This is a genomic window from Micromonospora yongxingensis (assembly GCF_052601155.1).
In genome coordinates this window covers 117247-134754 of sequence record NZ_JBQXEO010000013.1, presented here as the reverse complement: position 1 = coordinate 134754, position 17508 = coordinate 117247, and the positions used below count along the sequence as shown (strand labels likewise).

The following is a 17508-nucleotide window of genomic DNA, read 5'->3' as shown; positions in this document are numbered from 1 at the left end:
GTGGATCACCGAGGCAACAGCGACCCTGTGCGCCTCCGTCCACCGGCTCAGGCACCCCGGTCCAGGAACCGCGGTGCGGGCAGCGCCGCTGACAGGTCCCGTGTGGGGATCCTCGTGGAGCGTGACTGCGGTGTGCCGTCGCCGCATGACGGTGCCGCAGGTCCGACCGCTCAGCCGCACCGTGATCGAGAGCTTCAAGGCGTACACGGTGGCACTGCCTGAGGTGCTGTCGGTGTTCGTCGTGGCCGGCGGCGACGACTTCCTCGTCCACGTCGCCGTGCCCAGCGTGGACAGCCTGCACGCGTTCCTGATGGACAAGTTCAGCGGACGCCGCGAGATCGTCGGGTTCCGCAGCTCCGTGATCTACCAACACGCCCGCAAGCGGGTCATCGAACCCCTCGACCCGTGACACGGCGAGATGATCCGCACCGCCATCGGCGACGTCGAGGTGTTGTCAGCGCAGCATGGCCCGGGTCATTCGGCGGGTGGCGACGTACATCGCGATGGACCCGAAGGCGCTGAGGTAGACCACGGGTATCAGCAGGTCCCAGCTGAGGCGGCCCAGCGCGGGTTCCCGGACGAGTTCGATGCTGTGGTAGAGCGGTAGCGCCCGGATCAGCGGCTGCACGGCCTCCGGGTAGACCGACAGCGGGTAGAACGTCGTCGCGAACAGGTACATCGGCAGCATGAAGAGCTGGATGTACTGGAAGTCGGGGAAGTCGCGCAGGTACGTCGTGACGGCCAGTCCACCCGCGGCGAACGCGTAGGAGATCAGCACCGACGCCGGCAGGGCCAGCAGCACCCAGGCCGAGGTGACGAGCCCGCCGAGCGCCATGAGGGTGAGGAAGCCGATCGACGTCAGCAACGCGTTGATCATCGCGCTGGTGACCTCGCCAACGGCGATGTCGGTGACCGAGAGCGGCGTCGGCAGGATCGCGTCGTAGGTCTTCTCGACCCTCATGCGGACGAAGACACCGAAGCTGGTCTGGTTGAACGCGGTGTTCATCGCGGTCGTGGCCAGGATCGCCGGGGCCACGTAGACGGCGTAGGGGACATCGACCCCGGGTACCGTGCCGACGAGCAGCCCGACGCCGACACCGATCGACAACAGGTACAGAATCGGTTCGACGAGGGCGTTGAGCAGCGGCGTGACCGACCGGCGGTAGAGCATGAAGTTGCGTTCGACGAGAGCCAGGGTCCGACGTCGCGTCCAGGTGGGTACGGCGACGGTGGTCATGGGTTCTCCACGGGGGTTGTTGGCGTGGGCGGTCACGGATGCAGCCTTCGGCGGTAGGTGATGCGAGCGACCAGGAAGCCGCCGACCGCGAGCGCCAGCAGGTAGATGACGTGGACGGAGCTGCCGATGACCGTCGCCGTGCCGAGGCTGAGCGTGCGGCACAGCTCCACCCCGTGCCACAGCGGCAGCACGTAGGACACCGGTCGGATCCACTCTGGTAGCTGCGAGACCGCGAAGAACGTACCGGAGAACATGTAGAGCGGCATGATGACGAAGCGGAACACCGTGTCGATGTGGCGCAGCTTGCGCACGCCGACTGCCCACGCCGCGGCCGGTGCCGCGAACGCGACGCCGGTCAGCGTCGCGCCGAGCAGGGCGCCGAGCGCCCACCAGCCTCCGATCAGCCCGAACGCGGCCATCACCACGATGAAGGCACCGCTGGCGATGAGCACCCGGAAGGCGATGAAGAGCAGGTGCCCGGCGGCCAGCTGCTCCGGCTTGAGCGGCGTCGGCGTGGCGCCCCGGTACGCTCCGAAGCCCGCGGCCCGGGCGACCCCTGCGGATCCCTCCAGGAACGCGTTCTGCATCGCCGCCGCGGCCAGCATGCCCGGAGCGAAGAACGCCGCGTAGGTGACACCGGCGATCTGGGTTGGGGCGTTGTCGTCCACGAGGGAGCCCAGGCCGGCACCGACACCGATGAGGAACAGCAACGGGTTCAGCACGTTGATCACGATCGAGCCGCGCCAGGTGCGCCGGTAGAGCGTGATCCAGTATCCGAAGGAACGAAGCACCAGTCGTCTCTCCTGCTACTCGATGAGCGATCGGCCGGTGAGCTTGAGGAACACGTCCTCCAACGTCGCGCGGCGCACCAGCGCGGTGAGTGGCGTGAGCGACATGGCGTGCACCGCGGACAGGGCCGCCTCGCCGTCGGCGGCGTAGACGAGCACCCGGTCGGGAAGCAGCTCGACGCGGCCGTCGGTGTCGTTGCCGCCGGTGGCCAGTGGCGACGTCCGGAGCTTCTCCGCCGCGGTGTCCCGTTCGTCGAGGCGGAAGCGGAGTTCGAGAACATCCCTGGTCGCGTACCGGGTGATCAGGTCGCGAGGCGAGCCGTGCGCGACGATCCGGCCGTGGTCGACCACGACGAGGCGGTCGCAGAGCTGCTCGGCCTCGTCCATGTAGTGCGTGGTGAGGATGAGCGTGACGCCCTCCTGTTTGAGCCGGAAGAGCCGGTCCCACAGGATGTGCCGAGCCTGCGGGTCGAGGCCGGTGGTCGGTTCGTCGAGCAGCAGGATGTCGGGTTCGTTGATCAGAGAGCGGGCGATGGTCAACCGCCGGCGCATGCCGCCGGACAGCGTCTCGACCTGGTCTCCGGCCTTTTCCTCAAGCTGGGCGAAGCCCAGCAGTCGGGTCACGCGCTCGCGGATGACCGGCCGCGGCAGGCTGAAGTATCGCCCGTAGATGTGCAGGTTCTCCCGGACGGTGAGCTCGTTGTCGAGGCAGTCGTCCTGCGTCACGACACCCAGTCGGGAGCGGATCTCCGGCCCCTGTCTCATCGGGTCCATTCCGAGCACGCGCAGCCTGCCGCCGCTGATCGGCGACGTCGCGGCGATCATGCGCATGGTCGTGGATTTGCCGGCACCGTTGGGGCCGAGAAGTCCGAAGGCCTCGCCCCGCTGGACCTCGAAGTCGATGCCGTCGACGGCGCGGAACTCCGCCGTGGACCTGCGCCGGGGATAGACCTTGGTCAAGCCGGTCGCCGCGACCAGAGGACGTTCGCTCACCAGGGCAGCCTACGGATGACGACCCACAACTGCAAGATTTGAACAACGCAGTGGAAATTTTAGACAGGACGGTCGGTGAGGGCGGTATGCCGGCCCGGTACCAGCAAGGCGACCGGAGCGGGCCGCCAGCGCCTTCGGGTGGCCACTGGCAGCAATTTGTAGGTTCCCTTCTTGACTGGCGGTTGGCACGTAGCTAAGTTTCAGCCACCCGGACTGAGAGGCGTCTATGCAGACCCGACTCGTTACCGCGACCGCCTGGGCGGCCACACTGGCGGTCACCCTCGCCCCCCTCCCCGCCCGAGCCTCCGACCGACCAGCACACCCGTCCTCGGCCGAGCACGGCTGGGTCACGTCGACGCTGCGACACATGAGCCTGGAGCAGAAGGTCGGGCAGCTCTTCGCCACCTATGTCTACGGCGGTGACGCCACCGAACCCACGGCCGCCGACCGGGCCGCGAACCGGGCCGCGTTCGGCGTCGAGACGCCGGCGGAGGTCATCGACCGGTACCAGCTCGGCGGCGTCTGCTACTTCTCCTGGTCGCACAACCTGGACAGTCCCCGCCAGATCGCCACCCTCTCCAACGGACTCCAGCGGGCCGCCCTCGGCGACGGTGCGAAGGGTCGGGTTCCCCTGCTCATCTCCACCGACCAGGAGCAGGGCGCCGTGCTGCGGATGCCCTCCCCCGCCGCCCAGTTCCCCGGGTCGATGGCGCTGGGTGCCGCACGCTCCGCGGCGGCCGCCCGGACGGCGGCGGAGGTCACCGGCCGTGAGCTGCGCGCCGTCGGTATCCGCCAGCCGTACGCGCCGATCGCCGACGTCAACGTCAACCCGGGCAACCCCGTCATCGGCGTACGGTCCTTCGGCGCCGACCCGACCCTGGTGGGCGACCTCACCGCCGCCCAGGTCACCGGCTTCCAGGACCGGGCCGGCGTGACCGCCGTGGCGAAGCACTTCCCCGGGCACGGCGACACGGCCACCGACAGCCACACCGGCATCCCGGTCATCAACCACAGCCGCGCCGAGTGGGACCGGATCGACGCGCCGCCGTTCAAGCGGGCGATCAGCGCCGGCGTCGACTCGATCATGACCGCGCACATCGTGGTCCCCGCGCTCGACCCCTCCGGCGACCCGGCGACGTTGTCGCCGACGATCCTCACCGGTGTGCTGCGCGGTGAACTCGGCTTCCGGGGCGTCATCGTCACCGACGCGCTGAACATGGCTGGCGTACGAACGAAGTACGGCGACGAGCGGGTGCCCGTGCTGGCGCTCAAGGCCGGCGCCGACCAGCTCCTGATGCCGCCGGACCTCGCCCTGGCCCGGGACGCGGTCCTGCGGGCCGTCGCCGACGGCGAACTCACCGAACGCCGCATCGACGAGTCGGTCCGGCGCATCCTCGCCATGAAGTACCGCCAGGGACTGGCCCGCTCACCGCTGGTCGACGTGGAGAAGGCGGTACGGACGGTCGGCGCGCCGGAACACCTCGCCGCCGTCACCCGCGTCACCGACCCGACGCTGACCGCCGTCCGCAACGACGCCGGCATACTGCCGCTGCCCCGCGCTGGCCGGTCGGTGCTGGTCACCGGCTGGGACAGCGCGGCCTTCGCTCCGATCACGACGGTCGCCAACGGATTCACCGCCCGCGGCGCCCGCACCACCGCCCGGCCGGCGACCATGCCTTCCGACGCGGTGATCGCCGCGACAGCAACCCAGGCCGCCGCGCACGACCTCACCGTCGTGCTGGTGAACAAGGCGTGGGACACCACCGTCACCGACCCGCGCGCCACCCAGCAGCGCCTCGTCGCGGCGCTGCTCGGCACCGGGAAACCCGTGGTCGTCGTGGCGGTCCGCGATCCCTACGACATCGCGTACCTGCCGGGCGTGACCACCTACCTGGCGACGTACTCGTACACCCGGGCGGCGATGGACGCGCTCGTCCGCGCGCTGCACGGCGAGCTGTCCCCGAGCGGACGGCTGCCCGTCACGATCCCCACGGCCGATGGGTCGGGCTCCGTGCTCTACCCCTACGGCCACGGCCTGAGCTGGTAGGAGGCAACCAATGCAGCGGAGGAATTTCCTGGCCGGCGCGGTCGGTACGGGCGCGCTGGGAGCGGCGGCGCTCGGTGTCGGACCGGCGGTAGCCGACTCCCGTGGCCGTCAGGTCCGCACCGGCCTGGACGAGCTGGTGTCCTCCGGGTTCGCCGAGCTCGCCGGCCAGCGGGTGGGTGTCGTCTCCAACCCGACCGGCGTCGACGCGTCCTACCGGCACCTCGTCGACCTGATGCACGGCTCGGGTCGGGTGCAACTGGTCGCGGCGTTCGGCCCCGAGCACGGCTTCCGTGGCTCCGCGCAGGCCGGCGGCAGTGAGGGCACCGGCACCGACGCCCGCACCGGCATCCCGGTGTACGACGCGTACGGCGCCTCGCTGGCCCGGTGGGAAGCCATGTTCACCGAGGCCGGGGTGGACACGGTGGTCTTCGACATCCAGGACGTGGGGGTCCGGTTCTACACCTACATCTGGACGATGTACACGTCGATGGTCGCCGCGGCCCGGGTCGGGAAACGCTACGTCGTGCTGGACCGGCCCAACCCGATCGGCGGGCGGGCCTACGGGCCGATGATGACCACCCCGTACACCTCGGGGGTGGGCCTGAAGGAGATCATCCAGCAGCACGGGATGACGGTCGGGGAGCTGGCCCGCTTCTTCAACGCGACGTTCCTGCCGGTCGAGGCGGGCCGGCCGGTCGACCTGCACGTGGTGCGGTGCCGGCACTGGAAGCGCGACGACCTCGCCGCCGACACCGGCGTGCCCTGGGTGATGCCCAGCCCCAACATGCCCACCCCGGACACCGCGCTGGTCTACCCGGGCACCGGCCTGTTCGAAGGCGTCGCGTCGATCACCGAGGGGCGCGGCACGTGCCGCCCGTTCGAGCTGATCGGCGGGCTGGCGACCGACTTCGACCATCACTGGGGCGACCGGCTCAACGCCCGGAACCTGCCCGGGGTGGAGTTCCGCGAGGCGTACTTCTCGCCGACCTCCGCCGGCCAGAAGCCGGCCCTGCTCAACAAGCTCTGCGCCGGCGTGGAGGTCAAGGTCACCGACGCGGCCGTGTACGACCCGATCCGCACCGGCGTGGCGATGCTCGTGGAGGCGCACAAGTACCCGGCGTTCGCCTGGCGGCAGGACTCGTGGGACACCGTGCGCCCGTACTGGATCGACAAGCTCACCGGATCGCCGCGGCTGCGTACCCAGATCGACGCCGGAGCCGACGTGGACGACGTCGTCGGCGCCTGGGCCGACGAGCTGGCCACCTTCAACCGGCGACGCCGGCCCTACCTGCTCTACTGAGGAGTGCGGTCATGACCAGGTCGACCCGCCGTCCGCTCCGCCCACTCGCGCTCGCCCTGGCCCTGGCGGCCCTGACCACGACGCTGCCGGCCACCGCCGCGGCTGCCGCGGCACCTCCGTCCGGACCGCCGGTCGTCACCCCCGCCGACATCCACTTCCGGCACGACACGCTGCGCCGCGGCACGGCCCGCCAGGTGGGGCTGCTCCCCGACCAGGTGGATCGCCTGCCCACCGACCTGGCGGCGTATCTGCAGCCGACACCGGACCACCCCGGGTACCCGGCGTACTCGGGCGCGGTGGTGCTGGCCGCCAAGGACGGCGTGGTCGTCCAGCACGCCGCCGTGGGCACCGCCGTCAAGTACGCCTCCGTCGGGCCACCGCCCGGTCTGGTCGGCGTGGAACTGCCCGCCGACGAGCAGATCGCGACCCGGTCCGACACCATCTTCGACCTGGCGTCGGTGTCGAAGCTGTTCACCACGATCGTCACCATGCAGCAGGTGGAGCGGGGACGGGTGGAGCTGGACGCGCCGGTCGCCCGGTACGTCCCCGAGTTCGCCGCCGGCGGCAAGGCGACCGTCACCGTCCGGATGCTGCTCACCCACACCTCGGGTCTGCCCGCGTTCACGGCGCTGTGGAGCAGGTACCCGACGCCGGAACAGCGGTTCGCCGCCGCGCTCGCCACACCCCTGTCGGCCGGCGCGACACCCGGTTCGCAGTACGTCTACTCCGACCTCGGGCTGATCGCGCTGGGCGTACTGGTGGAGCGGGTGACCGGACGGCCGCTGGCGGAGCTGGTCCGCGACGGCGTGACCCGGCCGCTCGGCATGACCGACACCGGCTACAACCCGGGCCCGGAGCAGCGGTCACGGATCGCCGCGACCGAATACCAGCCGTACGCCGGGCGGGGCATGGTCTGGGGTGAGGTGCACGACGAGAACGCCTGGTCGCTCGGCGGGGTGGCCGGGCACGCCGGGGTCTTCTCCACGGCGGCGGACCTGGCCGTCCTCTGCCAGTCACTGCTCAACGGCGGCGAATACCACGGTCGGCGGATCCTGCGGCCGGACACGGTGCGGGCGATGCTGGTCAACCACAACGCGCCACTGGAGTCGGCGTACCCGGAGAGCGATCGTGGGCTCGGCTTCGAGCTGAACAAGCACTGGTACATGATGGGGCTCTCCTCGCCGGTGGCCTTCGGGCACACCGGGTTCACCGGAACGTCGATCGTCGTCGACCCGCTCTCCCACTCGTTCGTCATCATGCTCAGCAACCGGGTGCACCCCGACCGCGGCTGGGGCAGCAACAACGTGGCCCGCCGTGCCGTCGCCCGCGACCTGGCCGAGGCGATGCCGGTGCGGCCGCGCTCGGCCAGCGCCTGGCGGGCCGAGCCACGCGACTCCGCGACGAGCACTCTCACGGCGCCGCTGCGCCGGCCCGCGCGGGGCGCGACGGCGAATTTCCTGCTCTGGTACGACACCGAGCCCCGCTACGACAGCGCGCGGTTCGAGGTCTCCACCGACGGCGGGCAGACCTGGGCCACCGCGACCATGCGGCTGCGCGACGGCGGGCACCGGTGGACCTCCGACGGCACGGTCACCGGCTACGGAGGCCGGGTGTGGTGGCAGGTCTCGGTGGCGTTGCCCGACCAGGCGACGCACCTGCGGTGGAGCAGCAGCACCGACGGCTCCGGCCAGGGGCGTGGCGTCTACGTCGACCGGGTCGTCGCCCAGGACCGCGACGGTGTGCTCTTCTCCGGCGAAGGCGCCGACGCATCCCGACTCGTCGCCAACGGGTGGTCACCGGCGCGGAGTTGAGCCGTTCGTCCGGGGCGGGCGTCAGCAGTTGACCCTCGACCGGGTTGAGGCCCGAGCATCGGCGACATGGACGACCAGCCGACACCCGACCCGACCATGACGCGCATCATCGAAGCGGTGCAGCTCGGCCAATCCGGCACACCGGTCCAGGCCCGCGAGTTGCTCAGCACACTGTGGGACGAGATCGGCCCCACCGGTGACGCCCTGCACCGCTGCACCCTGGCCCACTACCTCGCCGACCTGCAGGACACCGCCGAGGCCGAGCTGGTGTGGGACGAACGCGCGTTGGCCGCCGTCGCCGACCTCACCGACGAACGCGCCCAGCAGCACCACCACACGCTTCAGGTGCGGGGCTTCCTGCCGTCGCTGCACCTGAACCTCGCCGACGTGCACCGACGACTGGGCCATACCACCCGTGCCCGGGCGCACCTGGCCACCGCTCGCAGCCTCGCCGAGCACCTGCCGGCCGACCAGTACGGCGACCTGGTCCGCGCGGGCATCCAGCATGTCGACCAGGCGCTGGCGGCGGGCTCGACACAACGCCTGGACTCGCATCCCGCCGCGGCTGGTTGACGATCCCGGTTGCGCCGTCGGAGCACCAACTGCGAGGGTCGACGGATGTCAGCGGTGACCGGCGCCGACCTGCTTCAGGCGGCCGACGAGACAATCCGGGTGCTGCACCCACACCGGGAGCGCGACTGGTCGGTGCCGGCCGGCACGCTGACCTGGAGCTGCTGGACCACCGCGGCGCACGTCGCGCACGACCTCCTCGCGTACGCCGGCCAGGTCACCGGCCGCCCGGATGACGGCTACCTGCCGTACGACCTGCGGGTCTCCCCCGACGCGAGCCCGGCGCAGGTGCTCACCGTGCTGCGTGCCTGCGCCGGCCTGCTCGCCGCCGCCGTCGACGCCGCCGCCCCGGAGACGCGGGCCTGGCACTTCGGTCCCTGCGACCCGGCCGGCTTCGCCGCGATGGGGGTGGCCGAGACCCTGCTGCACACCCACGACATCACCCTCGGTCTCGGCGTGCCGTGGCAGCCGCCGCAGCGGCTGAGCGCGCTGGTGTTGCGGCGACTCTTCCCGGACGCCCCGGACGGCGACGCACCCGACGTGCTGCTCTGGATGACCGGTCGCGGCGAGCTGCCGGGTCGGGCACGGCGCACGTCCTGGAGGTGGCGGGCGGCGGTGGACTGAGCCGTCCCCGCCTCAGGGGGCGGTGAGCGTGTGCCGGTGACCGTCGAGGGGGAAGGGCGGCCGGGCCGGCAACACCTCCTGGAACAGGTAGCCGCTCTTCTGCGCCACCCGGCAGGACGCGACGTTGTCCACCTGGTGCAGCAGGTCGAGGCGCTCCAGCGCTTCGAACCGGTCGAACGCCCACCGACTGAGCATGGTGACCGCCCGTGGGGCGATCCCCCGGCCGCGCGCCCACGACGCCGTCCAGTAGCCCACCTCGGCTGCCGGCCGGTCGGGAGCGGCGCCCTTGAGCACCACGTTCGCCACGAGCCGCGGACCGTCCACGCCGTCCTCGATGACGGCGAAGCTGTACCGACTGCCGTCGTCCCAGTCGTCCCGTACCCGATCCAGCCACCGCCGGCCCTCGGCGGCGGTGGTCGCGGGGACCCGGGTCCACCGGCGCAGCACCGGATCCCGGTATGCCGCCAGCAGCGCGTCCAGGTCGTCCGCGCACCAGCGGCGCAGGACGAGTGCGGGAGAGGTGGCCGACGCCCTCGACTCGATGACCATCCGCACAGTCTGCCGTCGCCGCCGCCGCCGCGGGGGTCAGCCCCGGCGGCGCCAGCGCAGCCACCAGCCGCGGCGGGGCCGGCGGACCGGCGCGGCGACGGTCGCCGGCTCGGCGGCCGGCGTGTGGGCCACGCGCCGGTCGCGCTCGGCGCGCCAGCCGCGGACCACCTCGTCGGCGTTCACCGGCCGCACCACCACCCGAGGCCCCTCGGGGTTGCGCAACCAGGCCACGATCTGCGCGTTCAGCTGCCCCACGAAGTCGCGTACGGACTGCTCGGTGGGCAGGTCGCGGACCTCGTCGGGGACCTGCTCGATGCGCCGGCGCAGTTGCAGCGGGGTCGGCAGCAGCAGGTCGCTGGGCAGCGCCTCGCGCTCCAGGAAGCTCTTGATCCACCACGACTCGTCGTACGGCGCCCCTTTGCCGGGGATCGGCTTGCCCATGCCGGGCAGGTTGTCGAACTCGCCGCGTTGCACGGCTCCCCGGATCTGCGCCTCGACGGCCGCGTCCCACGCCTCGGTCACTCTGCGGCACCTCCCTGGCCACCGTAACGCGCCGCCTCCGGCGGGCAACGCGCACCGCAAGGAGACAGCGCGGTCGGGCCGGGGACCATTCCCGGGGCTCGGTCGAGGGGGTGGTTTCGGACCGGACGACCGGTTCCAGCGGCAGGCCACGGTCCGGCAGGTGGCCCTGTGCCGGCATCCCCGTCGGGCCTACGGTCGGTGGGGGTATCGGTGAAACGGGGGGCGTCATGGTGGGTACGGGTGCACTGCTGGGCATCACGCTGGTCGCGCTGGGGCTGGTGCTGACACCCGGCCCGAACATGGTCTACCTGATCTCCCGCTCGGTGGCGCAGGGCCGCCGCGCCGGGATGATCTCGCTGCTCGGGGTGGCCGCCGGCTTCGGCGTCTACCTGGCCGCGGCGGTCGCCGGCCTGGCCGCCGTCTTCGTCCTGGTGCCGACGCTGTACGCGGTGGTGAAGCTGGCCGGGGCCGGCTACCTGCTGTGGCTGGCCTGGCGGACGCTGCGCCCGGGTGGGCAGAGCCCGTTCAGTCCCGCACCGCTGCCGCCGGACCGGCCTCGACGGCTGTTCACCATGGGCCTGGTCACCAACCTGCTGAACCCGAAGATCGCCATCCTCTACGTCTCACTGCTGCCGCAGTTCATCGACCCGGCGCGGGGGCACCTCGCGGCGCAGAGCCTGCTGCTCGGCCTGACCCAGATCACCGTCGCGCTGACCGTGAACGCGCTGATCGTGCTCACCGCCGGCTCCCTTGCCGGTTTCTTCGCCCGCCGGCCGCTGTGGCTGCGGGTGCAGCGCTGGGTGACCGGCACCGCGCTGGCCGCGCTGGCCGTCCGGATCGCCACCGACCGCTCCCGCGCCGCGGTCGCCACCTCCTGAGCCGCCGCGGTGGTTCAGCGGCCCGGCTCGCGGTGCCGCCGCAGCATCCCGGCGGCCAGCGGCGCGGCGTCGAGGTCCCCGGCGGCCAGCCGGGCGGCGAGGGTACGGCGGACCAGCCGGTCGGCCAGCCCGGGCGCGTGCCGGCCGACGGCCAACTCGACCCGCCCGCGCGTCGTGGTCGCCACGTCCCGGGGTGCCCGTCGGGCGGTGGCGGCACGCAGGATCGCCGCGATCACGCCCTCGACGGGCTCCGGCCGGGACACCCCGCGCAGGGACAGGCCGGCCTCGGCGGTGCTGTCGTGGATCGGTGAGGCCACCATGCTCGGGTAGACGACGCTCACGCCGACGTGGGTGCCCACCTCGTGGCGCAGCGCGTCGGCGTAGGCGACCAGGGCCCGCTTGCTGACCCCGTACGCGGCGGCGAGCGGTAGCGGCAGCACCGCCATCCGGCTGGCCACGAAGATCACCCGTCCCCGTGCGGCGATCAGCGGGGGCAGCGCCGCGGCGGTGGTCCGCCACGCGGCGAGCAGGTTCACCTCGAGCTGCCGGCGGACCGTCTCGTCCGGCGGCAGCTCCGCCGGGGCGGGGCCACCGACCCCGGCGTTGTTGACCAGCAGGTCCAGCCCGCCGAGCCGCTCGACGGCGGCGCGGACGGCCGGCGGCACGGCGGCCGGGTCGGTCAGGTCGCAGCCGAGCACCGGCAGGTCGTCGTCGGGGCGTGCGTGCAGGTCCAGCCCGACGACCCGGGCGCCGGCGGCGGTCAGCGCGGCGCCGAGGTGACGGCCGAACGTGCCGCTGGCCCCGGTCACCAGCACCCGGCGGCCGGCCAGCCCGGTCGCCGTCCGGCTCCTCACCGCCCCGCTCCAAGCGGCGAGGCCGTGCGGGCGCGGCGGCTGCCGGCTGCCAGTTCTCGGGTCAGCTCGGCCAGGTACGCGTCGAAGTCCACCCGCATCGCGGGGCGGCGTTGACCCCAGCGGGCGGTCGCCGCTCGCAGTTCGGCCCGACAGGCGGCCCGCTGCCGCTGCGCCTCGGGCAGCGCGTACCGGCCGGCGAGCTGCGCGGCGATCAGTTTGGCCTGCGCCTCCACCAGGGGAAACGCGGATCCGGTGGACTGCATCAGCCCGACGAACGCCAGGCCGGGCGCGTCGGGGTGGAACACGTGCCGGTACAGCGGCAGGGTGTCCGCACCCCCGCCCAGCAGCGCCGGATCCAGGAACGGGATCTCCACCCGGTAGCCGGTGCACCAGATGATCAGGTCGACCGGGTCGCTGCGGCCGTCGGTGAACTCCACCCGGTCGCCGTCGAGGGCGGCGACGCCGGGGCGGGCCTCGATGTCGCCGTGGGTCAGCCGGGACAGCAACCCGTCGGAGAGCGTCGGATGGTCCTGCAGGAAGCCGTGCGTCGGCGCGGGCAGCCCGTACCGGGTGGGACTGCCGACGGTGGTGGCCAGCATGGCCTGGGTGATGCGCTGGCGCAGTCGCCACGGCAGCCGGCGGGCCAACGCCCCGTTGAGCGTGTCCGAGGGGCGGCCCAGCAGGTATTTCGGGACGACCCACACGCCTCGGCGCAGCGACAGCAGCGTGCGGGAGGCCGCGTGGGAGGCGTCCACCGCGATGTCCATCGCGGAGTTACCGCCCCCGACGACCAGGACCCGCTTGCCGGCCAGTTGTTCCGGGCCCCGGTAGTCGTGGCTGTGCAGCTGATGCGCGGTGCTCGCGCCGGGGTACGGCGGGTCGGGCAGCCGGGGCACGCGGTTGTGACCGTTGGCGACCACGACGGCCTCGACGGTGACCTCGACCGGGCCGTCGGGTCCGCTCGCCCGCACGGTCCAGGTGCCCGCCGGTTCCCGGGTGACCCGCTCGACGGTGTGGCGCAGGCGGATGGTGTCGCGCAGTCCGAAGCGGTCGGCGTAGTCGGCCAGGTATCCGGCGATCCGCCGGTGGTCGGGGTAGTCGGGCCAGTCGGCGGGCATCGGGTGGTCGGCGAACTGGGTGCGGCCGCGGCTGGTGTTCAGGTGCAGCGTCCGGTACGCCGGTGAGTCGGGCGCCCCGTACACCCAGAGGCCGCCGACCTGGTCGGTGGCCTCGAAGCAGACCGCCGGCACCCCGGCGTCGCGCAGTGCCTTGACGGCGGCGAGCCCGGCGGCTCCGGCGCCGATCACCGCCACCCTGGGTCGTGCGCCCATCGCTGCCCCCATTTAATCCAACGTCCGATGGATAATCGTCGGGCGCGGGCGGCCCGTCAAGGGGCCGGCGGTCCGTACAGGCCGTCCAGGAAGCGGTGCACGAACGTGCGGAACTCGCGCCGCTCCCGGGCGCCCGGCGCACCCGCCGCCAGGGCCACCACGTGCCCGTGCGCGGCCCAGACCAGGCTCCGGACGGTGATGTGCGGGGTCGGCTCGACCAGCGCGCCGGCCGCCGCCGCTGCGGTGAGCAACTCCGTCACCAGCCGGTACAGCGGCTCGGCGTAGCGCTGGTCGAGCTCGGCGTGCCGCTGCGGCTCCAGCCAGCGCCGCAGCCACAGCGCCGTGGTCTCCGGCCGGTCCTCCAGGAAGTCCACGAAGACGTCGACCAGGTCGTGCAGGGCGCGCCGCGCCGCGTCGGGCCCCGCGTCCAGGGCCGAGTGCGCCTGCTCGGCCGCCTGCGTCAGGACCTCCCGCTCGGCGGCGAAGACCCGCGCGAAGCAGGCGTCGTAGAGCGCGGCCTTCGTACCGGTGTGGTGGGCGACCGTGGCGACGTCCACGCCGGCGGCGGCGGCGACCTCCCGCAGCCCGACGGCGTCGAAGCCGCGCTCGGCGAACAGCGCGGTGGCCGCGGTGAGCACCACCTCGCGGGTCTGGCGGGTCTCGTCCCGCCGGGGCCGACCCGGGCGGCGTCGGGGCATGGTCATGGCCGCCATTCTGCCCCTAGAATCCAGCAACCGTTGGATTGGCGGGCTGATGCCCGGAGAGGACACGGCGATGACCGGGCTCGACCGGCGGCCCGCCGCCGCCACCGACGAAACACTTCCTCGCGGCCCGCTGGCCGGCTTCGCCGCCGGCTCGCTCGGCATGGGCGTCTGGGTGACCGTGCCCGGCCTGCTGCTGCTGTACTTCCTCACCGACGTGCTGGCCGTCGGGCCGTGGCTGGCCGGTCTGGCGCTGCTGCTGCCGAAGGTCGCCGACGTGCTGCTGCACCCGTGGGTCGGGCACCGCGCGGACCTCGAGCAGACCCGCCGCGGCGACCGGCGACGACTGCTGCTGCTCGGCTGCGCCCTGCCGCTCGCGTTCGCCGCGCTGTTCGCGGTGCCCGGCGGGCTGACCGGCGCGCTGGCCGCCGCGTGGGTGGCGGTGTTCTTCGTCGCCGGCAACCTGCTCTTCGCCGCCTACCAGGTGCCCTACCTGGCCACCCCGGCCGACCTGCGCATCGGCTACCACGAACGCACCCGGCTGATGGCGTTCCGGATGGTCGTGCTGACCCTGGGCATCCTCGTCTCCGGGCTGCTGGCCCCGCTGCTGACCGGCGGCGACGCCGCAACCCGCGCCGGCTACCAGCGGATGGGCGTGGTGCTGGCCGTGGGGATGGCCCTCGCCATGCTGGTCGGGGTCGTGGGCATCGCCCGGCTGCGGGGCTCGGCGGCGGCGACCGGTCCCGGCGGGCACGGCGGATGGCGGGCGTTGCGCACCGCTCTGCGCGACCGGCAGTTCCGCTGGCTGGTCGCCGCCTACCTGGCCATGTCCACCACCACCCACCTGGTGCTGGCCGGGGTGCCCTACTACGCCGAGTACGAGCTGCGTGACGCCGGCCTGACCACGGTCCTGGTGGCCGCGTTCGTCGCGCCGGCCCTGCTGGTCACCCCGGCCTGGCTGGTGCTGGCCCGCCGGGTCGGCAAGCAGCGGGCTCTGCTCGGCGCGCAGGGCGCGTTCGCGGTCGGCTCGCTGGTGCTGGCGGTGGGCCGACCGGCCGGCCTGCCGGTGCTGGTCGGCGCGGTGGCGGTGCTCGGGGTGGCGTTCGCCGGCATGCAGCTGCTGCCGTTCTCGATGCTGCCCGACGTGATCCGCGCTGCCGGCGCGGCCGGCGCTGGCACCTACACCGGCGTGTGGACGGCCACCGAGGCCACCGGTGCGGCCCTCGGCCCGTACGCGTACGCCCTGTGCCTGACCGTCGGCGGGTTCGTGGCCTCGACCGCCGGTCAGACGCCGGTCCAGCCGGATGCGGCGCTCGCGGCGGTCCGCTACGGGTTCGGGCTGCTGCCCGCCGTGGCGATGCTCGTCGCGCTGCTGCTGCAACGCCGCTACACCCTGGACGCGGCCGCGCGGGCGGCCAGCTGACGGCACGGCGACGCCGCCGGCCGCCCGGCACTAGACTTCGCCCTCGATGGACGCCCAGCCCACCCCCGCCGAGACCCGCCCGTGCGCCCACTGTGGACAGCCGGTGCCGCAGCGCGTCGGCGCGGGTCGACCGTTTCGCTACTGCCGGGACAACGACGGCGCCTGCCAGCGCGCCTCCCGCAACAGCCGGATGCGCCACCGCAACGCCCCGGGCCTGCCCGGGCAGGTGGCGCGCACCTGGGAGGTGGTGGACCGGCTCGACCAGATCGTCGAGACGCTCACCGAGTCCCTGCACGCCGAGCTGTCCCCGGTGGGTGTGCAGCGGCAGCTGGCCCAGGCCCGCGCCGAGGCGGCCACCGAGGTGGCGGCGGCGCAGACCGAACGCGACGAGGCCCGCGGTGACGCCGAGGACGCCGCGGCCGACGCGGCGCGGGCCCGCGAGCAGGCCCGTGCGGCGCGGGCCGACGCCGAGGACGCCCGGCGGAGCGCCGAGGCGGCCGTGCAGCAGGCCGCCGCGGCCGACGAACGGGCCCAGCACGCCGAGGCCGCCCGCGACCAGGCACGCCACGACGCCAGCGCGGCCGAGGCGCTGCGGGCTCAGGCCGAGCGGGACCGCGACCAGGCGCGACACGAGCTGCGGGACCTGGGCGCGCAACGGGACACCGACCGGCAGCGGATCGCCGACCTGACCGTCGAGCGCGACGCGCTGCGCGCCGACGCCGAGCGGGCCACCCGGGCCGCCGCCGAGGCGACCGACCGGGCACAACGGTGGCAGGGCGAGGTGCAGGACGTACGGCGCCAGATCGAGCAGGCCCGCGCCGACGCCGCGCGGACCCGCACCGAGGCCGCCGACGCGATCCGGGCGCGGGAGCAGGCCGACCGGGCTCGCGACCGCGCGCAGGTCGCCGCCCGGGAGGCCGACGACGCGCGGCAGGAGGCCGCCGAGCTGGCGGCGCAGCTGCGCGCCGAGCTGGCCGCCACGGTCGCCCAACGCGACGCGCTCGCCGCCGAGGTGGGCGCCGCCCGGCAGGCCGCGGCCACCGCCGAGGGCCGGCTCACCGCCCTGACGGTACGGCTGGAGGCCGCCGAGGCCGACCGCGACCTGGCCCAGCGGCGGGTGGCGCAGCTCGGCGACCAGGTCAGCGACCTGGCCCTGGCACTGGCCCGGCTGGGCCCCGCCCCGCAGCCGCCGGCTGCGGGCGCGGACAGCGCCGTGGGATGAGCCGACGGCGGGTGCCGGCGCGGACCACGACCGGACGATGATGGGCGGGTGGGAAAGACATACGAGCGCATCGAAGGCCGGCTGCGGACCTTCATCGAAGCCCAGCCGATGTTCTTCACCGCCACCGCGCCGCTGGCCGGTGACGGCACCATCAACCTCTCCCCCAAGGGCCTTCGCGGGTCGTGGGCGGTCCTCGACGAGCAGACGGTGGCCTACCTGGACTTCGCCGGCTCCAACGCCGAGACGGTGGCCCACCTGCGGGAGAACGGCCGGATCACGCTCATGTGGTGCGCCTTCGAGGGCCCGCCGAACATCGTCCGGGTGCACGGGCGCGGTGCGGTGGTCTTCCGCGACGACCCGCGGTGGGCCGGGCTGATCGGTCACTTCCCGGACGTCGACACCAGCCAGCACGGGCTGCGCGCGATCATCGTGGTGCACGCCGAGCTGATCCGGGACACCTGCGGCTACGCCGTGCCGTTGATGACCTACGACGCGGACCGCGATCTGCACGGCAAGCGCTTCGCCCGGGAGGACGACGCGTCGCTGAGCGAGTACTTCACCAAGAAGGAGCACGTGGCGCGCAGCATCGACGGCCTGCCCGGGCTGCCGCTGCCGCTGCCGCCGACCCCGGTGGTGTGAGCCCAAGCGGCGTGGGGTG

The 17508-nt window shown here is 73.3% G+C and carries 18 protein-coding genes; 10 read left to right on the top strand and 8 right to left on the bottom strand.

Annotated features, from left to right (window positions below):
• The first annotated feature begins 145 nt into the window (after nucleotides 1-145).
• Complete coding sequence (locus ACTWLT_RS17765) at nucleotides 146-409, top strand: Lrp/AsnC ligand binding domain-containing protein (RefSeq protein WP_445319346.1); 264 nt, start codon at nucleotides 146-148, stop codon at nucleotides 407-409.
• A 45-nt stretch (nucleotides 410-454) separates the two neighbouring features.
• Here the strand turns inward: ACTWLT_RS17765 and ACTWLT_RS17760 are convergent, their stop codons facing one another.
• From ACTWLT_RS17760 to ACTWLT_RS17750, 3 genes are read right to left on the bottom strand one after another with little or no spacing between them, the layout of a single operon-like run.
• A complete protein-coding gene (locus ACTWLT_RS17760) occupies nucleotides 455-1237 on the bottom strand; it encodes an ABC transporter permease (protein ID WP_445319345.1) in 783 nt (260 codons plus the stop codon).
• Nucleotides 1238-1269: 32 nt separating this feature from the next.
• Nucleotides 1270-2028 carry an ABC transporter permease gene (locus ACTWLT_RS17755; protein ID WP_445319344.1) on the bottom strand — a complete coding sequence of 253 codons (759 nt, stop codon included), beginning with the start codon at nucleotides 2026-2028 and terminating at the stop codon, nucleotides 1270-1272.
• 15 nt (nucleotides 2029-2043) lie between these two features.
• Nucleotides 2044-3021, bottom strand: a complete 978-nt coding sequence (locus tag ACTWLT_RS17750; RefSeq protein ID WP_445319402.1) for an ABC transporter ATP-binding protein — start codon at nucleotides 3019-3021, stop codon at nucleotides 2044-2046.
• Nucleotides 3022-3244: 223 nt separating this feature from the next.
• Here ACTWLT_RS17750 and ACTWLT_RS17745 point away from each other — a divergent pair, with 223 nt between their 5' ends.
• The 5 genes from ACTWLT_RS17745 to ACTWLT_RS17725 all read left to right on the top strand — a co-directional run bounded on the left by ACTWLT_RS17745 (nucleotide 3245) and on the right by ACTWLT_RS17725 (nucleotide 9370).
• Complete coding sequence (locus ACTWLT_RS17745) at nucleotides 3245-5065, top strand: glycoside hydrolase family 3 protein (RefSeq protein WP_445319343.1); 1821 nt, start codon at nucleotides 3245-3247, stop codon at nucleotides 5063-5065.
• A gap of 10 nt (nucleotides 5066-5075) precedes the next feature.
• Nucleotides 5076-6365, top strand: a complete 1290-nt coding sequence (locus ACTWLT_RS17740; RefSeq protein WP_445319342.1) for an exo-beta-N-acetylmuramidase NamZ family protein — start codon at nucleotides 5076-5078, stop codon at nucleotides 6363-6365.
• A gap of 11 nt (nucleotides 6366-6376) precedes the next feature.
• Nucleotides 6377-8176 (top strand): serine hydrolase domain-containing protein, encoded by a 1800-nt coding sequence (locus ACTWLT_RS17735; protein ID WP_445319341.1) that lies wholly within the window; start codon nucleotides 6377-6379, stop codon nucleotides 8174-8176.
• Nucleotides 8177-8242: 66 nt separating this feature from the next.
• Nucleotides 8243-8749 (top strand): hypothetical protein, encoded by a 507-nt coding sequence (locus ACTWLT_RS17730; protein WP_445319340.1) that lies wholly within the window; start codon nucleotides 8243-8245, stop codon nucleotides 8747-8749.
• Between the two features lie 45 nt (nucleotides 8750-8794).
• Nucleotides 8795-9370 carry a maleylpyruvate isomerase N-terminal domain-containing protein gene (locus ACTWLT_RS17725; RefSeq protein WP_445319339.1) on the top strand — a complete coding sequence of 192 codons (576 nt, stop codon included), beginning with the start codon at nucleotides 8795-8797 and terminating at the stop codon, nucleotides 9368-9370.
• 12 nt (nucleotides 9371-9382) lie between these two features.
• Here ACTWLT_RS17725 and ACTWLT_RS17720 read toward each other — a convergent pair whose 3' ends face one another.
• Together ACTWLT_RS17720 and ACTWLT_RS17715 are read right to left on the bottom strand one after the other, a co-directional pair.
• Nucleotides 9383-9919 (bottom strand): GNAT family N-acetyltransferase, encoded by a 537-nt coding sequence (locus ACTWLT_RS17720; RefSeq protein WP_445319338.1) that lies wholly within the window; start codon nucleotides 9917-9919, stop codon nucleotides 9383-9385.
• A gap of 36 nt (nucleotides 9920-9955) precedes the next feature.
• The gene (locus tag ACTWLT_RS17715; protein ID WP_445319337.1) at nucleotides 9956-10441 is read right to left on the bottom strand and encodes a DnaJ family domain-containing protein; all 486 of its coding nucleotides are present in this window, start codon (nucleotides 10439-10441) and stop codon (nucleotides 9956-9958) included.
• Nucleotides 10442-10668: 227 nt separating this feature from the next.
• Between ACTWLT_RS17715 and ACTWLT_RS17710 the strand changes: the two genes are divergently transcribed.
• On the top strand, nucleotides 10669-11319 hold the full coding sequence (locus ACTWLT_RS17710; RefSeq protein WP_445319336.1) for a LysE family translocator: 651 nt from the start codon (nucleotides 10669-10671) through the stop codon (nucleotides 11317-11319).
• A 14-nt stretch (nucleotides 11320-11333) separates the two neighbouring features.
• Here ACTWLT_RS17710 and ACTWLT_RS17705 read toward each other — a convergent pair whose 3' ends face one another.
• From ACTWLT_RS17705 to ACTWLT_RS17695, 3 genes are read right to left on the bottom strand one after another with little or no spacing between them, the layout of a single operon-like run.
• A complete protein-coding gene (locus ACTWLT_RS17705) occupies nucleotides 11334-12173 on the bottom strand; it encodes an SDR family NAD(P)-dependent oxidoreductase (protein WP_445319335.1) in 840 nt (279 codons plus the stop codon).
• A complete protein-coding gene (locus tag ACTWLT_RS17700) occupies nucleotides 12170-13504 on the bottom strand; it encodes a flavin-containing monooxygenase (RefSeq protein WP_445319334.1) in 1335 nt (444 codons plus the stop codon). The genes ACTWLT_RS17705 and ACTWLT_RS17700 overlap by 4 nt, the downstream gene beginning before the upstream one ends.
• 56 nt (nucleotides 13505-13560) lie before the next feature.
• On the bottom strand, nucleotides 13561-14208 hold the full coding sequence (locus ACTWLT_RS17695) for a TetR/AcrR family transcriptional regulator (protein WP_445319333.1): 648 nt from the start codon (nucleotides 14206-14208) through the stop codon (nucleotides 13561-13563).
• A gap of 70 nt (nucleotides 14209-14278) precedes the next feature.
• On the opposite strand from ACTWLT_RS17695, the gene ACTWLT_RS17690 reads away from it, so the two are divergent.
• Genes ACTWLT_RS17690 through ACTWLT_RS17680 form a run of 3 tightly spaced genes read left to right on the top strand, consistent with a single transcriptional unit; the run spans nucleotide 14279 to nucleotide 17489 of the window.
• Complete coding sequence (locus tag ACTWLT_RS17690) at nucleotides 14279-15628, top strand: MFS transporter (RefSeq protein ID WP_445319332.1); 1350 nt, start codon at nucleotides 14279-14281, stop codon at nucleotides 15626-15628.
• Between the two features lie 46 nt (nucleotides 15629-15674).
• On the top strand, nucleotides 15675-16850 hold the full coding sequence (locus tag ACTWLT_RS17685; protein WP_445319331.1) for a coiled-coil domain-containing protein: 1176 nt from the start codon (nucleotides 15675-15677) through the stop codon (nucleotides 16848-16850).
• A gap of 48 nt (nucleotides 16851-16898) precedes the next feature.
• On the top strand, nucleotides 16899-17489 hold the full coding sequence (locus ACTWLT_RS17680; RefSeq protein WP_445319330.1) for a pyridoxamine 5'-phosphate oxidase family protein: 591 nt from the start codon (nucleotides 16899-16901) through the stop codon (nucleotides 17487-17489).
• Nucleotides 17490-17508 lie beyond the last annotated feature (19 nt).

Bases quoted from the DNA above. Each gene is read 5' to 3' on its own strand.
- ACTWLT_RS17690 (WP_445319332.1), top strand. From the start codon at position 14,279: ATGACCGGGCTCGACCGGCGGCCCGCCGCCGCCACCGACGAAACACTT.
- ACTWLT_RS17735 (WP_445319341.1), top strand. From the start codon at position 6,377: ATGACCAGGTCGACCCGCCGTCCGCTCCGCCCACTCGCGCTCGCCCTG.
- ACTWLT_RS17695 (WP_445319333.1), bottom strand. From the start codon at position 14,208: ATGACCATGCCCCGACGCCGCCCGGGTCGGCCCCGGCGGGACGAGACC.
- ACTWLT_RS17745 (WP_445319343.1), top strand. From the start codon at position 3,245: ATGCAGACCCGACTCGTTACCGCGACCGCCTGGGCGGCCACACTGGCG.
- ACTWLT_RS17685 (WP_445319331.1), top strand. From the start codon at position 15,675: ATGGACGCCCAGCCCACCCCCGCCGAGACCCGCCCGTGCGCCCACTGT.
- ACTWLT_RS17765 (WP_445319346.1), top strand. From the start codon at position 146: ATGACGGTGCCGCAGGTCCGACCGCTCAGCCGCACCGTGATCGAGAGC.
- ACTWLT_RS17700 (WP_445319334.1), bottom strand. From the start codon at position 13,504: ATGGGCGCACGACCCAGGGTGGCGGTGATCGGCGCCGGAGCCGCCGGG.
- ACTWLT_RS17730 (WP_445319340.1), top strand. From the start codon at position 8,243: ATGGACGACCAGCCGACACCCGACCCGACCATGACGCGCATCATCGAA.
- ACTWLT_RS17720 (WP_445319338.1), bottom strand. From the start codon at position 9,919: ATGGTCATCGAGTCGAGGGCGTCGGCCACCTCTCCCGCACTCGTCCTG.
- ACTWLT_RS17740 (WP_445319342.1), top strand. From the start codon at position 5,076: ATGCAGCGGAGGAATTTCCTGGCCGGCGCGGTCGGTACGGGCGCGCTG.
- ACTWLT_RS17725 (WP_445319339.1), top strand. From the start codon at position 8,795: ATGTCAGCGGTGACCGGCGCCGACCTGCTTCAGGCGGCCGACGAGACA.
- ACTWLT_RS17760 (WP_445319345.1), bottom strand. From the start codon at position 1,237: ATGACCACCGTCGCCGTACCCACCTGGACGCGACGTCGGACCCTGGCT.
- ACTWLT_RS17710 (WP_445319336.1), top strand. From the start codon at position 10,669: ATGGTGGGTACGGGTGCACTGCTGGGCATCACGCTGGTCGCGCTGGGG.